The following is a 15,841-nucleotide window of genomic DNA, read 5'->3' on the forward strand; positions in this document are numbered from 1 at the left end:
AATTATGCTAATCTTATATCTGAAACGGATGCTCCTGTTGCTATCATTGGAAATACGTTATTTTCTTTCTCTACACAAACTTCTAAAAAATAGGCCTCTTTAGATTCCATCATTTCTTTAACCGCACTGGCTAAATCTTTTCTTTTGTTAACTCTTTTTCCGTCTATACTATAGCCTTTTGCAATAGCTACAAAATCGGGATTTGTCATTTCGGTTGATGCATATCGTTTATCAAAAAACAATTGCTGCCATTGACGCACCATTCCTAAAAACTCATTATTAAGCACTACTATTTTAACTGCTGCTTTTGTTTGTAAAATAGTCCCTAGTTCTTGAATAGTCATTTGGTACCCTCCATCACCAGCAATCATTACCACCTCTCTACCTGGAACTCCCATTTTTGCGCCAATTGCCGCTGGTAAAGCAAAACCCATCGTTCCTAACCCTCCAGAAGTAATGTTACTTTTTGTTTGATTAAACTTCGCATAACGGCATGTAAACATTTGATGCTGCCCAACGTCTGAAACAATAATAGCATCTCCGCCTGAAGCAATATTAATTTCTTTTAAAACCTCAGCCATAGTTAAACCATCTTTGGTTGGATATAAATCTTCTTTCTTTACCTTATCAAACTCTATAGCTTCTAATTTAGTAAATTCTTCTAGCCATTCTTTATGTGAATTTTCATTGATTAGCGGTAAAACTTCTGCCAAACTCTCTTTAACATCACCTAAAACAGCTATATCAGCTTTTACGTTTTTATCTATTTCAGATGGATCTATTTCAAAGTGAATTACCTTTGCTTGTTTTGCATACCTACTTAAATCTCCAGTTACACGATCATCAAAACGCATTCCTACGGCGATTAACAAATCGCAATCGTTTGTTAATACATTAGGCGCATAATTACCATGCATTCCAACCATACCTACATTTAACCGATGGTCAGTGGGTAATGCCGATAAACCTAAAATTGTCCATGCCGACGGAATATCTGCTTTTTCAATAAAAGCTCTAAAAACCGCTTCTGCTTCTCCTAAAATAACTCCTTGCCCGAAAACAATCAAAGGCTTTTTAGCGCTATTAATTAAAGTTGCCGCTGCTTTTACTTCTTCTATATTAACTTCTGGTTTTGCCTTATAACTACGTACTGAAGTACATTTTTTGTATTCAAAATCAAAAGTTTCAAACTGAGCATCTTTGGTTATATCTATTAAAACAGGTCCTGGTCTTCCTGATTTGGCTATATAAAAGGCCTTGGCAAAAATTGCTGGTATTTCAGACGCTTTTGTTATTTGATAATTCCATTTTGTTACTGGTGTTGAAATACCAACAATATCTGTTTCTTGAAAAGCATCCGATCCTAATAAATGAGACGCTACCTGACCAGTTATACACACCATTGGTGTAGAATCTATTTGTGCGTCTGCAATACCTGTAATTAAATTGGTAGCTCCAGGCCCAGATGTCGCTATAGCAACTCCTACTTTACCTGTTGCCCTCGCAAAGCCTTGTGCTGCGTGTGTTGCTCCTTGTTCATGACGCGTTAATACATGGTTAATTTTATCTTTGTATTTATACAATTCGTCATATACTGGCATAATTGCACCTCCAGGGTATCCATAAATTAAATCTGCATCTTCTTCTAATAAACATTTTACTACAGCTTCTGCTCCAGAAATATGCAGTTTTTCTTTAGAAACTGTTTTAGGTTTTGTTTCGGTTTTTGTATTCATAATTTATAAGATTAAAATGCATCTGTTACGCATCCTTTAGATGCTGATGCAACTGTTTTTGCATACTTGTATAATATTCCTTTTGTATGCTTTAATGCTGGCGAAACCCATTTTGCTTTTCTTTCTGCTAATTCCTTTTCTGAGATTAACACATTTATAGAGTTGTCTTCTGCACTAATTTTAATTTTATCTCCTGTTTCTAATAAGGCTATTGTTCCTCCAGATTGTGCTTCTGGCGTAATATGCCCTACTACAAAACCGTGAGTTCCTCCTGAAAAACGACCATCTGTAATTAAAGCAACCGATTTACCTAAACCTGCTCCCATAATTAACGACGTTGGTTTTAACATTTCTGGCATCCCAGGACCTCCTTTTGGCCCAACATATCTAATAACCACAACATCACCTCTTTCTACTTCACCATTTGAAATACCTGTATTTGCAGCTTGTTCACCATCATAAACAACCGCTTTCCCTTCAAACAAAAGACCTTCATTACCAGATATTTTAGCTACCGCTCCTTCAGTTGCAAGATTCCCATAGATTATCTGAATATTTCCAGATGTTTTTAAAGCTTTATCGTTTGGATGAATTACATCTTGATCTTCAAATTCTATTGCTTCAACATTTGCTAAATTTTCAGCCAATGTTTTTCCTGTTACAGTTAAACAATCACCATGTAAATAACCATTATCTAATAAATATTTCATGATTGCTGGAGTTCCTCCAACACCATGAACATCTTCCATTAAATACTTACCTGAAGGTTTTAAATCAGCAATTAAAGGCGTTCTATCGCTTACTTTTTGAAAATCATCTAAAGTAAACTCTATATCTGCTGCATGTGCAATCGCTAAAAAGTGTAATACCGCATTGGTAGAACCTCCTAAAGCATTTACAATAGCAATGGCATTTTCTAATGATTTTTTAGAAATAATATCCAAGGGTTTTAAGTCTAATTCTAATAAATTTTTTATTGCCAAAGCAGTTCTTTCTGCTTCTGATAGTTTATTAGGGTTTTCAGCAGGAATTGAAGAGTTATAAGGCAATGCAAAACCCATACATTCAATAGCAGAAGCCATTGTGTTTGCGGTGTACATTCCGCCACAAGCACCTGCTCCAGGAATTGCTCTTTTTATAATTTCTTTATATTCTTCTTCGTCTATTTCTCCTGCTACTTTTTGACCTAGGGCCTCAAAAGCAGAAACAATATTTAGCTTTCTTCCTTTATAATTTCCTGAAGCAACACTTCCTCCATACATCATTATTGACGGGCGATTTAAACGCAACATTGCTATAATTGCACCTGGCATATTTTTATCGCAACCTACTACAGAAATTAAGGCATCATAACTTTGTGCATTCATAACAGTTTCTATAGAATCGGCAATAATATCTCTTGAAGCCAATGAGTAATTCATACCAGAAGTTCCCATAGAAATTCCATCTGAAACTCCAATTGTATTAAATCCTAAACCAACTAAACCTGCTATTTTTGTTTCAATTTTAACTTCAGCAGCTAAATTGTTTAAATGCATATTACATGGATTTCCATCATAGCCAGTACTTGCAATACCAACTTGTGCTTTACTCATATCTTCATCTGTTAAACCTACAGCATATAACATTGCTTGTGATGCTGGTTGAGATTCATCCTGAGTTAACCTACTACTGTGTTTGTTTAACTTCATTTTAATTTACTTTTCTTTTTTGACGTTGCCCTAAAACTTCGTTCTTATATAATTTCATTAATTGATATCCTTGAGATTGTTCCCATGCTAAAGGAAATTGATACTCATCTAATGATTGTAATCCTACAACTTCGGCAGCTGTTCCTGTAAAAAAACAAGCATCTGCATTTTTTAATTCTTCTAATGTGAAGTGTTTTTCTTCTAAAGAAATCCTCTCTTCTTTACATAAATCGATTACTGTTGAGCGTGTAATTCCTGCCATAATATGACCACGAGGCGGTGTATATAATTTCCCGTCTTTTTCCATGAAAACATTTGCACCTGAACATTCGGCTACATTACCATTCATATCTAACAGTAAAGCTTCATCATATCCGTATCTTTTAGCTTCATTCGTTGATAAAATTGAATTCACATAATGACCTGTTACTTTTGCTTCTACAAAACAAGACTTAGGGTTTGGACGTTGAAATGAGGATGTTTTTACGCGTAATAAATTATCTCCCATATATTTCCCCCATTCCCAACATTGAATCACTAAGTTTGTTTTGTTAGACGTAGACAAACCCATATCTGCTCCAGTTGTAATTAATGGACGTACATATGCGTCTTTTAACCCGTTTCGCTCTAATAATTCATATGTGATTTTTGTTAATTCATCTGCTGTATAATCAAAATGAATATTCATTACTTCTGCACCGTATTTTAAACGTTTGTAATGTTCTTCAGCTTTAAAAACTTTAGTTCCGTCTTCTGTATTATAAGCTCTTATTCCTTCAAAAACTCCATTTCCATAATGCAAGCTTTGGCTATATGGACTTTCTGTAGCTTTTTTTGCTTTGATAAATTTTCCGTTATAATAAATTATACTTTCTTCGTTGTAATACATGGTTTATTATTCTATGATTCAAAATTATTTTATTATACTATTATTCTATTTCTCTTTTTAATTTTTATATGATTATCAATCATCTAAAAAAAAAGATAAAAACATCAAAAACAACAACTTAACATTTTATTATTATGATTTCTAAATCAAAAAAAAACCTGTATCAAAATTGACACAGGTTTTTTATTGTATAGCAATAAATATCAGTATCAACTCGGTGGAGAGCTAATAATGATAATAATTAATACGATAATGTTAAAAAATTGATTCATATTCTTGTAATAAAAAAGGCTTCCTAAATTATAGGAAGCCTTTTAAAAAATTTATTTTTAAGTATACTTCCTTTACCCTTGTAAAATAATTACAACGACTACAATAGAAATAATATTTAAAATTTGTTTGTTCATTTTTTGTGTTAATTCAGTTTATAAAAAACCGATAGGCAAATATTGAAATTTATTTTTTAATTATCCAAATTTATTTTGATTATTTATATAATAGTAATTTGGCCCATGTGAATATTTTTAAAATTTATATTACTATCTTCTTGATTATAAATATAATCTGCAATAAAATCTCCAACTTTATTGGTTCCGAAATTCTTAACTGAATTAATATCTTCTGTCGTGATTCCTAACTCTAATGATTTTTCAACCGCTTTTTCTATAGTTAAAGCTTCTTCCTGCAACCCTAAATGATTCAATAACATAGCGGCAGATAATATTGAAGCTAACGGGTTTGCCATGTCTTTCCCTGTTGCTTGTGGAAATGAACCATGAATTGGCTCGAATAACGCATTTTCTTTTCCTATAGATGATGACGCTAATAATCCGATAGAACCTCCTATTATACTTGCTTCATCAGATAAGATATCTCCAAATAAATTTTCTGTAAGAATTATATCAAACTGCTTCGGATTTAAAATTAATTGCATTGCTGCATTATCAACAAATATAAAATCTAAAGCTACATCTGGGTAATTGGACGCTAAATAAGTAACTGTTTTTCGCCACAATCTTGAGGTTTCTAAAACATTTGCTTTATCAACTAGCGTTAGTTTTTTCCTACTATTTTGCGCTGCTTTAAAAGCTAAATGTGCAATGCGCTCTATTTCTTCTACTGAATAAGAACATCCATCGAAAGCTATTTGTTTATCATCACTAAGCTCTTTAATACCGAAGTAAATTCCGCCTGTTAATTCTCTATATATTGTAATATCTGTACCTTCAATGATTTCTCTTTTTAACGGAGAATTATCTAACAACTGTTTATATGCTTTTACAGGACGTACATTACAAAACAAGCCTAGTTCTTTTCTTAATTTTAATAACCCTTGCTCTGGACGAACTTTGGTCGTTGGATCATTATCATATTTTGTATGCCCAATAGCACCAAATAAAATTGCATCTGAAGCTTTACATAATTTTAATGTTTCTTCTGGCAACGGATTCCCTGTTTTATCAATAGCGCAAGCGCCCATTAATGCTTCTTTAAATATAAATGTATGATCATATACATTTGCTACTGCTTTTAAAACTTTTTGAGCTTGTGCAGTTACTTCTGGTCCGATACCGTCTCCTGGAATTACAGCTATATTAAATTTCATTTTTTTATATTTTATAATGAGGCTTCAAAAGATTCTATTTCCTCTTTTTTACTTACTAAAAAATCAATATCATCATATCCATCTATCAGACATAATTTTTTATATGCATTAATTTCAAATTCACTAATCCCTATAGTTGTTCTAATTACCTGATTTTCTATATCAACAATTACAATTGTCTCTGGTTTCTCAGTAACTTTTTTAAGTAATTTTTTTAAATATTCATTAGATACTTGCACAGGTAAAATTCCGTTATTCAAGGCATTTTCTTTAAATATATCTGCAAAAAAACTACTTATAACAACTTTAAATCCGTAACCAACTAATGCCCATGCTGCATGTTCTCTACTAGAACCACATCCAAAATTATCACCAGCAATTAAGATACTTCCTTTATAGTTTTTATTGTTTAGAATAAAAGTATCGTTTACACTTCCATCTTTATGAAAACGCCAATCTTTAAATACATTATCCCCAAACCCTTTTTTATCAGTTGCTTTTAAAAAACGAGCAGGAATAATCTGATCGGTATCTACATTTTCGGTTATCAAGGGAACCGCTGTATCAATTAATTTCACAAATTTTTCCATCTTAATTTAAGTATTTAGTTATATCAATAATTTTTCCCTCTACAGCAGTTGCAGCAGCCATTAAAGGGCTTGCTAAAATAGTTCTAGCTCCTTGCCCTTGTCGTCCTTCAAAATTTCTATTAGAAGTAGAAACACAATATTCTCCTTCAGGAATCTTATCGTCATTCATTGCTAAACAAGCTGAACACCCTGGTTGGCGCAACTCAAAACCTGCAGCTTCAAAAACAGTTTGCAATCCTTCTTCTTTAATTTGTTTTGCAACTTTTTGTGAACCAGGAACTAACCATGCGTTTACATTTTGAGCTTTTTGTTTTCCTTTTACATAAGAAGCTGCCACTCTAAAATCTTCTATTCTAGAATTTGTACAGCTACCAATAAAAACATAATTAATTTTCTTATTAATTAAGCTTTCTCCTTTATGAAAATTCATATATGCTAACGATTTTTCAAAAGAAACATCATTGTGATTCGGAATCGTTTCTGAAATTTTTATTCCCATTCCTGGGTTTGTACCATAAGTAAGCATTGGTTCAATGTCTTCTGCACTAAAACTATATTCTTTATCAAACTTAGCATCAGCATCTGATGGTAATGTTTTCCAATAGGCTACTTTCTTTTCAAATTCACTTCTTTTTGGTGCAAATTCTCTATCTCTTACATACTCAAAAGTAGTTTCATCTGGTGCAATCATTCCTCCTCTTGCCCCCATTTCTATACTCATATTACAAACCGTCATACGACCTTCCATAGACATTTCTTCAAATATATTTCCTGCATATTCACAAAAATATCCTGTTCCTGAATTGGTTCCTAATTTTGCTATAATGTATAAAATGACATCTTTTGGTAATACGCCTCTTTTCAACTTTCCTTTAACTGAAACTCGTAAACTTTTAGGTTTCTGAAGCAATAAGCATTGACTTGCAAATACTTGTGCGACCTGACTTGTACCTATACCAAAAGCAATAGTACCAAATGCTCCATGAGTAGAGGTATGACTATCGCCACAAACCATAGTCATACCTGGTTGTGTAATTCCTAATTCTGGCGCTATAACATGTACTATTCCGTTATTTTCGTGCCCTAATTCATATAAAGTAATATTATTTTCTTTACAATTTTTCGTTAATTGCGCTAATTGATTTCTAGACAATTCATCCTTAACAGGTAAGTGTTGATCTGTTGTTGGTGTGTTATGATCTGCCGTCGCAACAATTTTTTCTGGACGAGCAACAGGAATATTACGTTCTTTTAACTCGTTAAATGCTTGTGGACTTGTAACTTCATGAATTAAATGCTTATCGATATATAATACTTGTGGTCCATTTTTAATGGAGTCTACCACATGAGCGTCCCATACTTTATCAAATAATGTTTTTCCCATTATGCAATTGCTATTTTAGATATTTTATTTACTTGTTGCATAATCAAATGAAGATCATCATCAATTACTTCTTTCTGTTTATCTGCAAAATTTAAAAACGTTTTATAAGCTGAATCTAATTGTAATTTGGTTAATTCATAACCTATTTTTTTGGCTCTATACGCTAACGCAGCTCTACCACTTCTTGCTGTTAATAAAATTGCACTCTCTGTTACACCTACATCTGCGGGGTTCATAATTTCATACGTTTCACGGTTTTTAATTACACCATCTTGATGGATTCCTGAACTATGTGCAAACGCATTTGCACCAACAATTGCTTTATTAGGTTGCACTGGCATTCCCATACTTTCACGAACCATCATACTTGTATCGTACAATAACTGTGTATTAATATCTGTTTGTAAATTTAAATATGGATGTTGTTTTAAAATCATAACGACTTCTTCTAAAGCGGTATTTCCTGCTCGCTCTCCTATTCCGTTAATGGTACATTCTATTTGTCTCGCTCCATTTATTGCTCCTGCAATAGAGTTTGCGGTTGCCAAGCCTAAATCGTTATGGCAATGGCAAGAAATTATTACGTTTTCAATTCCTTTTACATGTTCTTTTAAATACTTAATTTTTGCTCCATATTCTTCAGGCAAACAATACCCTGTAGTATCTGGAATGTTTAAAACGGTTGCTCCTGCTTTTATCATTTCTTCACAAACTTTCGCTAAAAATGCATTTTCTGTTCTTCCTGCATCTTCTGCATAAAACTCTACATCATCTACAAAGTTTTTAGCATAAAAAACGGCATCTTTTCCTCTACGAATAACTTCTTCTTGTGATGAATTAAATTTATATTTTATATGAGAATCACTTGTTCCGATTCCAGTATGAATTCTTGGTTTGACAGCATATCTTAAAGCTGCCGCCGCAACCTCAATATCTTTTCTAACCGCTCTGGTTAATCCACAAACAGTTGCATTTTTTACCATTTTAGCAATTTCATTTACCGAGGTAAAATCTCCTGGACTAGAAACAGGAAAGCCTGCTTCAATAACATCAACACCTAAAAAATCAAGTCTTTCTGCAATGATTAGTTTTTGTTTAGTATCTAATTTACAGCCTGGCACCTGCTCTCCATCTCGTAAAGTAGTGTCGAAAATTTTGATTTTATCGTTGTTCATTATTTTAAAATAATTGACATTATATAAATCAAATGTATATATTGGTTTCCTTAACAAGGTCTTTTTCAGCTTATTACTTACGATATTTAAATGCTACAAAAAGAACACAAAACACTTAAAAAGAATACTTTATGAATAAATTTATTACAGTATCCAACCAACAAAACGACACGCTATTTGTTTTAATAAAGTCTTTATCTAAGTCTGAAAAGCGTCAGTTTAATCTTTATGTTGGTCGTTTGGATGGTAATAATGATGCAAAGTTTTTTTCTCTTTTTAGGTTTTTAGAGAAACAAAAAAAATATGATGAAAAAACAATCATAAAAAGTGGTATTGTAAGTAAGCAACAGCTTTCGAATTTAAAAGCACATTTATATAAACAACTATTAATTAGTTTACGAATGAATTCTGCTCATAAAAATATTAGAATTCAAATAAGAGAGTTGTTAGATTTCGCTACAATTCTATATCAAAAAGGTTTGTATAAACAGAGTTTAAAATTACTTGATAAAGCCAAAAATACAGCAATTGATTATGAAGAAAAGAATATTGCCTATGAAATCGTTGAGTTCGAAAAAGTTATTGAAAGTCAATACATAACCAGAAGTATTAATACTAGAGCTGATGAATTAACCATTCAGGCAAAAGAATTAAGTCAACAAAATGTAATTACCAGTAAATTATCAAATTTATCCTTACAACTATATGGCTTTTTATTAAAAACTGGATACGTAAAAAATGATGCTGAACTTAAAAGAATTAACTTTTATTTTAGCTCAAAACTACCAGATTACGACTATGAAAGCTTAGGTTTTAGAGAAAAACTTTGGTTATACAAAGCTAACTTATGGCATAGTTTTTTAATACAGAATTTTCTTCAGAGCTATAAATATGCTAACAAATGGGTGAATTTATTTAAAAGCAATTCTAGAAATATTGTAATCCATCCTGTTTTTTATTTAAAAGGGAAAAACTATTTATTAGAAAGTTTATTTTTTATAAAACATTACACTAAATTTAAAAAGGAACTTACTTTATTTGAAAAAGAAATTGAAAATAATATAATACCACAAAATAGTAATACTGAAATTCTTATTTTTCAATATTACTATGCTAATAGATTACACTTACATTTTTTAGAAGGCAGTTTTTCTGAAGGAGAATATTTGGTTGAGACTATAAATAATAAAATTGACAGCTATAAAAATAGGCTAGATAATCATCATATTGTTGTGCTGTATTACAAAATAGCCTGCCTATACTTCGGAATGGAAAAAAATAGAGAATGTATTTTCTATTTGAATAAAATTATTAAAGCTAAGAAAATTCATGTTGCCAAAGATTTACAATGTTTTGCTAGAATTTTAAGCTTAATTGCTCATTATGAATGTGGTTTAGATTATGATTTTGAAAGACAATTTAAAGACACCTACCGCTTTTTATTAAAAATGGAAAATCTTCAAGAAGTTCAAAAAGAATTCATTTCTTCAATAAAAGCACTAGGTGATGTGTTTCCTCATCAAATAAAAAAAGAATTTAAAAAAATCTATGATCGTTTAAAAATTTATGAAAATCATCCCTATGAGAAAAGAGCGTTTTTATACTTAGACATACTTTCTTGGTTAGAATCTAAAATAGAAAATAAGCCAGTTGCTTTGATTATAAAACAAAAACTCGTTCTAAATAAAAGATAATGTTAAAACAATGCTTTAGCAATTGCTTTAACATTATCACTTTTTCCCATAGAGTAATAATGTAATAGCGGCACTCCTGCTTCTAATAATTCTTTAGATTGTTCAATACACCATTCTACACCAACCTGTCTTACCTCTTTATTATTTTTACAATCATCTATCGATTTAATTAATGCTTCAGGCAAATCAATTTTAAAAACTTGTGGTAACAACTGTAAGTGGCGTTTTACCGAGACTGGTTTAATTCCAGGAATAATAGGTACCGTAATTCCTATTTCTCTTGCTGCATTTACAAACTCAAAATATTTTTGATTGTTAAAAAACATTTGTGTTACCACATAATCTGCCCCTGCATCAACCTTTTCTTTTAATCGTTTCAAATCCGTTTGTAACGATGGTGCCTCTAAATGTTTTTCTGGGTAGCCTGCAACTCCAATGCAAAAATTTTCTTTGTGATTTGCTTCAATTACATCGTGTAAATATTTACCTTTATTTAAATTCTGAATTTGATTAACTAATTGTTTTGCATATTGATGCCCATTTTTACTGGCTTCAAAATATCGTTGATGGCTCATCGCATCACCACGCAAAGCCATTACGTTTTCAATTCCTAAATAATGACAATCTACCAATAAATATTCTGTTTCTTCTTTCGTAAAACCTCCACACAAAACATGCGGTACAGTATCAATATCATATTTGTGTTTTATTGCTGCACAAATACCAACTGTTCCTGGTCGCATTCTGGTTATCTTTCTATCAAGCAATCCATTACCTTTATCAATATACAAATGCTCCTCTCTTGAGGTTGTAACATCTATAAAAGGTGGATTAAATTCTATTAAGGGATCTATATTATTATATAAATCTTGAATATTGTTTCCCTTTTTTGGTGGAATTATTTCAAAAGAAAACAATGTTTTCCCATTTGCTTTTTTAATATGTTCTGTTACCTTCATAAGTAAATACAAAGGCATATTTAACTACATAAATGATGCTATTAATAATGATACTGAAAAAATTATAAGTAATTGAATTATAAACCGAATCTCTAAACTGTACTTCTTCACTTGTTTAAATTTTAATGATTTTTGTTCTTCAATATTACTTTTGTTTTTCAGTTTTAATATTATCTAAAAAATAATTTATTGTTAATTAAATATGCACTTATTTATGTTATATTTTTATTAGTTTTTAATAATTAGCTATCGTTGGATGCAACCATTTTCGGGCTTTATCTAATGTTATTCCTTTTCTATTCGCAAAATCTCGTACCTGATCATCAGTAATCTTACCCAACCCAAAATATTTAGCCTCTTCATTACCAAAATAATATCCTGAGACTGCTGCTGCAGGCCACATTGCTAGACTTTCTGTTAATGTTACCCCTATTTTTTCTTCTACTTTTAATAAATCCCAAATCGTTTCTTTTTCTAAATGATCTGGACAGGCTGGATAACCTGGTGCAGGGCGAATTCCTTTATAAGTTTCCTTTATTAATTCATCATTTGATAATGTTTCATCAGCTGCATATCCCCAATGTTTCGTTCTTACCCTATGGTGTAAGTATTCTGCAAATGCTTCAGCAAAGCGATCTGCAATTGCTTGTACCATAATTGCATTATAATCATCTTCTTTTTCTTTATATGTTTTCGCTAGTTCATCTGCTCCAAAAATAGCCGTGCAAAATGTTCCCATATAATCTTGCTTTTTAGATTCTTTTGGTGCGATAAAATCTGACAAAGCCATACTTGGCTTTCCTTCTCTCTTTTTAAGTTGCTGACGTAAAGTTCTAAAAACAGCAATTTCTTCTCCTTTTTTCTGAATTGAAATATCATCATCATTAATTGTATTTGCTTCAAACAACCCAAATATTGCTTTTGGTTTTAATAATTGTTTCGTAATTATTTTATCCAAAATCACCTTCGCATCTTCATACAATTGCGTTGCTTGTTCACCAACTACCCCATCAGTTAAAATATCTGGATATCTACCGTGTAAATCCCAACTTCTAAAAAATGGACTCCAATCAATAAACGGCAGTAATTCTTTTAAACTTACTTGCTCTAGTGTTTGAATACCTAATTCTTTTGGTTTTGTAATTAATGTAGTTTCCCAATTTATTTTAAACTTTCTTGTACGAGCTTCTTCTATAGAAACATATGCTTTGGTTTTTCCTCTCTTTAAAAAATTTTCACGAAACTCATCATAATCCTTTTTTAACTTAACTTTATATGCATTGCTCGTTTCTTTATTTAATAAATCACTCACAACAGTTACTGCTCTTGAAGCATCATTTACATGCACAACTGCGTTTTTATATTGCGTATCTATTTTTACAGCCGTATGTGCTTTTGATGTTGTTGCTCCACCAATTAATAAAGGAACCGAAAAATCTTGGCGCTCCATTTCTTTTGCCAAATACACCATTTCATCTAACGAAGGTGTAATTAAACCAGACAAACCAATTATATCTACGTTTTCTTTTTTAGCTGCTTCTATAATTTTTTCTGGAGCAACCATAACTCCTAAATCAACAATTTCATAATTGTTACACCCCAGTACAACACTTACAATATTTTTACCAATATCATGAACATCTCCTTTTACCGTTGCCATTAAAACTTTGCCTAAAGCTTGTTGTTTCTCTCCTTTCTCTGCTTCAACAAATGGATTTAAATAAGCAACCGCTTTTTTCATTACACGTGCAGATTTTACAACTTGAGGCAAAAACATTTTACCTGCTCCAAACAAATCTCCAACGACGTTCATTCCAATCATTAAATGGCCTTCTATTACTTGAATTGGTTTTTCAGATTCTTGTCTCGCTTGTTCTACATCTTCAATAATAAATTCATCTATTCCCTTCACTAAAGAATGTGTAATTCTTTCTTGTAAAGGGAAACTTCTCCATTCTAATATTTTAGTTTCGTCTTGCTTCTTAACCCCTTTTACCGTTTCAGCAAAATCTAATAACCTTTCTGTCGCATCATCTCTTCTATTTAAAACAACATCTTCTATATGTTCTAATAAATCTTTCGGAATATCATCATAAATCTCTAACAATGCAGGGTTTACAATACCCATATTCATTCCTGCCTGAATAGCATAATACAAGAAAACAGAATGCATTGCTTCTCTAACAGTATCATTTCCTCTAAATGAAAATGACACATTACTGACTCCTCCACTTACACTTACATTTGGTAGGTTTTCTCGAACCCAACGTGTTGCTTCAATAAAATCTAATGCATTTTTTCTGTGCTCATCCATTCCTGTTGCTACAGGAAAAATGTTTAAATCGAAAATAATATCTTCGGAAGCAAAGTGGACAATGTCCACCAATATTCTATAAGATCGTTCGGCAATTTCAATTCTTCTTTCATAATTATCAGCTTGACCAACTTCATCAAATGCCATTACAATTACTGCTGCTCCATATCTTTTTATTTGAGTAGCTTCCCAAATAAATTTTTCTTCTCCTTCTTTTAAAGAAATAGAATTCACAACACATTTTCCTTGTACAACTTGTAAACCTGCTTCAATAATTTCCCACTTCGAACTATCAATCATTAATGGAACTCTGCAAATATCTGGTTCAGCAGCAATCAAATTTAAAAAACGAACCATTGCTTCCTTTCCGTCAATCAAACCATCATCCATATTTACATCAATGATTTGTGCACCTCCTTCTACTTGATGCCTAGCAATTGCTAATGCTTCATCAAATTTTTCTTCTTTTATTAATCGTAAGAATTTTCTAGAACCAGCAACGTTAGTCCGTTCACCTACATTAATAAAATTAGTATACTCACTTAAAATTAAAGGTTCTAAACCTGATAGCTTTAAATATTTATCTTGTTTTATTTGCATTTTCTTGGTTGATATTTAGCTGCTAACTCAGCAATTGCAGAAATATGTTCTGGTGTTGTTCCGCAACACCCACCTATAATATTGATTAAACCTTTCTTTAAATAATCTTCAATTTGATCTGCCATTTCCTCAGCTGTTTCTTCATATTCTCCAAAAGCATTTGGTAGTCCTGCATTAGGATGCGCAGATATAGCAAATGCTGTTTTTGATGAAATTGCTTCTAAATGTGGTTGTAATAAATTAGCACCTAATGCACAATTAAATCCTACAGACAATAGCGGAATATGAGATACCGAAATTAAAAATGCTTCAGCTGTTTGTCCTGATAAAGTTCTACCACTTGCATCGGTAATCGTACCACTTAACATTATTGGAATGTCAATTTTACGTTCGTCCTTTACCTCTTCTATTGCAAATAAAGCAGCTTTAGCATTTAGAGTATCAAAAACAGTTTCTACTAATAAAAGATCTGCACCACCATCTATCAAAGCTTCAACTTGTAGTTTGTAAGCGATACGCAGTTCATTAAAAGTAACCGCTCTATAACCAGGATCATTTACATCTGGAGACATACTTGCTGTTCTGTTTGTTGGACCGATTGAACCTGCTACGAATCTTGGCTTGTGGGGTTCTTTTGCTGTAAACTCACTAGCCACCACTTTGGCTATTTTAGCAGACTCATAATTTAATTCATACACCAAATCTTCCATTTGGTAATCTGCCATTGCAATCGTAGTACTCGAAAAAGTATTGGTTTCTATAATATCTGCACCTGCTTGAAAATATTTTGCATGTACTTCTTTAATTGCCTTAGGTTGAGTAATGGACAGTAAATCGTTATTTCCTTGTAGTGAAATTGGATATTCTTTAAAACGTTCTCCACGAAAATCTTCTTCTGAAAATTTGTATGCCTGTAGCATCGTTCCCATGGCTCCATCGAGTACGAGAATTCTATTTTGTATTTCTTTGTAAATGTTTAACATTCCTGATATGTATAGTAGAAGTTATCAGGAAAAGAGGAAAGTTCTTTCCGTTATCTCTCTTCAGTACTGAAATTAAAACAGTAATAAAGTAGAATTTAGCACCTTCTTTGCTTACACAAAGGGTTGCTAAGGTCTCACAGGGTCTAATCCCTCCACCTTTCTTGATAACATTCGTATTAAATTAATGAACTAAAGTACAAATAAACAAACTTTTTTTGTT

The 15,841-nt window shown here is 31.9% G+C and carries 11 protein-coding genes and 1 riboswitch; of the genes, 1 reads left to right on the top strand and 10 read right to left on the bottom strand.

All coding sequences use genetic code 11. The annotated features are described in order from the left end of the window. Positions 1–2: 2 nt before the first annotated feature. The 7 genes from ilvB to ACQ629_RS02880 form a co-directional block, all read right to left on the bottom strand. The gene (ilvB, locus tag ACQ629_RS02850; RefSeq protein WP_483706453.1) at positions 3–1,736 is read right to left on the bottom strand and encodes a biosynthetic-type acetolactate synthase large subunit; all 1,734 of its coding nucleotides are present in this window, start codon (positions 1,734–1,736) and stop codon (positions 3–5) included. Between the two features lie 11 nt (positions 1,737–1,747). Beyond that, positions 1,748–3,427: a dihydroxy-acid dehydratase gene (gene ilvD, locus ACQ629_RS02855; RefSeq protein ID WP_483706454.1), complete on the bottom strand. Its 1,680-nt coding sequence runs from the start codon at positions 3,425–3,427 to the stop codon at positions 1,748–1,750. A gap of 1 nt (position 3,428) precedes the next feature. Beyond that, positions 3,429–4,316 carry a branched-chain amino acid transaminase gene (locus ACQ629_RS02860; RefSeq protein ID WP_483706455.1) on the bottom strand — a complete coding sequence of 296 codons (888 nt, stop codon included), beginning with the start codon at positions 4,314–4,316 and terminating at the stop codon, positions 3,429–3,431. 490 nt (positions 4,317–4,806) lie between these two features. Continuing rightward, positions 4,807–5,922 carry a 3-isopropylmalate dehydrogenase gene (gene leuB / locus ACQ629_RS02865; protein ID WP_483706456.1) on the bottom strand — a complete coding sequence of 372 codons (1,116 nt, stop codon included), beginning with the start codon at positions 5,920–5,922 and terminating at the stop codon, positions 4,807–4,809. An 11-nt stretch (positions 5,923–5,933) separates the two neighbouring features. Next, entirely contained in the window at positions 5,934–6,512 is a 579-nt protein-coding gene (gene leuD, locus ACQ629_RS02870; protein WP_483706457.1) for a 3-isopropylmalate dehydratase small subunit, read from the bottom strand. 1 nt (position 6,513) lies between these two features. Further along, on the bottom strand, positions 6,514–7,896 hold the full coding sequence (gene leuC, locus ACQ629_RS02875; protein WP_483706458.1) for a 3-isopropylmalate dehydratase large subunit: 1,383 nt from the start codon (positions 7,894–7,896) through the stop codon (positions 6,514–6,516). Then, positions 7,896–9,071 carry a 2-isopropylmalate synthase gene (locus ACQ629_RS02880; RefSeq protein WP_483706459.1) on the bottom strand — a complete coding sequence of 392 codons (1,176 nt, stop codon included), beginning with the start codon at positions 9,069–9,071 and terminating at the stop codon, positions 7,896–7,898. The genes leuC and ACQ629_RS02880 overlap by 1 nt, the downstream gene beginning before the upstream one ends. 131 nt (positions 9,072–9,202) lie before the next feature. Between ACQ629_RS02880 and ACQ629_RS02885 the strand changes: the two genes are divergently transcribed. Next, the gene (locus ACQ629_RS02885; RefSeq protein WP_483706460.1) at positions 9,203–10,765 is read left to right on the top strand and encodes a hypothetical protein; all 1,563 of its coding nucleotides are present in this window, start codon (positions 9,203–9,205) and stop codon (positions 10,763–10,765) included. 2 nt (positions 10,766–10,767) lie between these two features. On the opposite strand, the gene metF is transcribed toward ACQ629_RS02885, so the two are convergent. The 3 genes from metF to ACQ629_RS02900 all read right to left on the bottom strand — a co-directional run bounded on the left by metF (position 10,768) and on the right by ACQ629_RS02900 (position 15,621). Then, complete coding sequence (gene metF / locus ACQ629_RS02890; protein ID WP_483706461.1) at positions 10,768–11,724, bottom strand: methylenetetrahydrofolate reductase [NAD(P)H]; 957 nt, start codon at positions 11,722–11,724, stop codon at positions 10,768–10,770. Between the two features lie 235 nt (positions 11,725–11,959). Next, positions 11,960–14,638 carry a methionine synthase gene (metH, locus tag ACQ629_RS02895; RefSeq protein WP_483706462.1) on the bottom strand — a complete coding sequence of 893 codons (2,679 nt, stop codon included), beginning with the start codon at positions 14,636–14,638 and terminating at the stop codon, positions 11,960–11,962. Continuing rightward, positions 14,629–15,621, bottom strand: a complete 993-nt coding sequence (locus tag ACQ629_RS02900) for a homocysteine S-methyltransferase family protein (protein WP_483706463.1) — start codon at positions 15,619–15,621, stop codon at positions 14,629–14,631. Before ACQ629_RS02900 ends, metH begins: the two co-directional genes overlap by 10 nt. 47 nt (positions 15,622–15,668) lie before the next feature. Beyond that, positions 15,669–15,792: riboswitch (SAM riboswitch) on the bottom strand. Between the last annotated feature and the right edge of the window lie 49 nt (positions 15,793–15,841).

This window comes from Tenacibaculum sp. SM2510, from assembly GCF_057002845.1.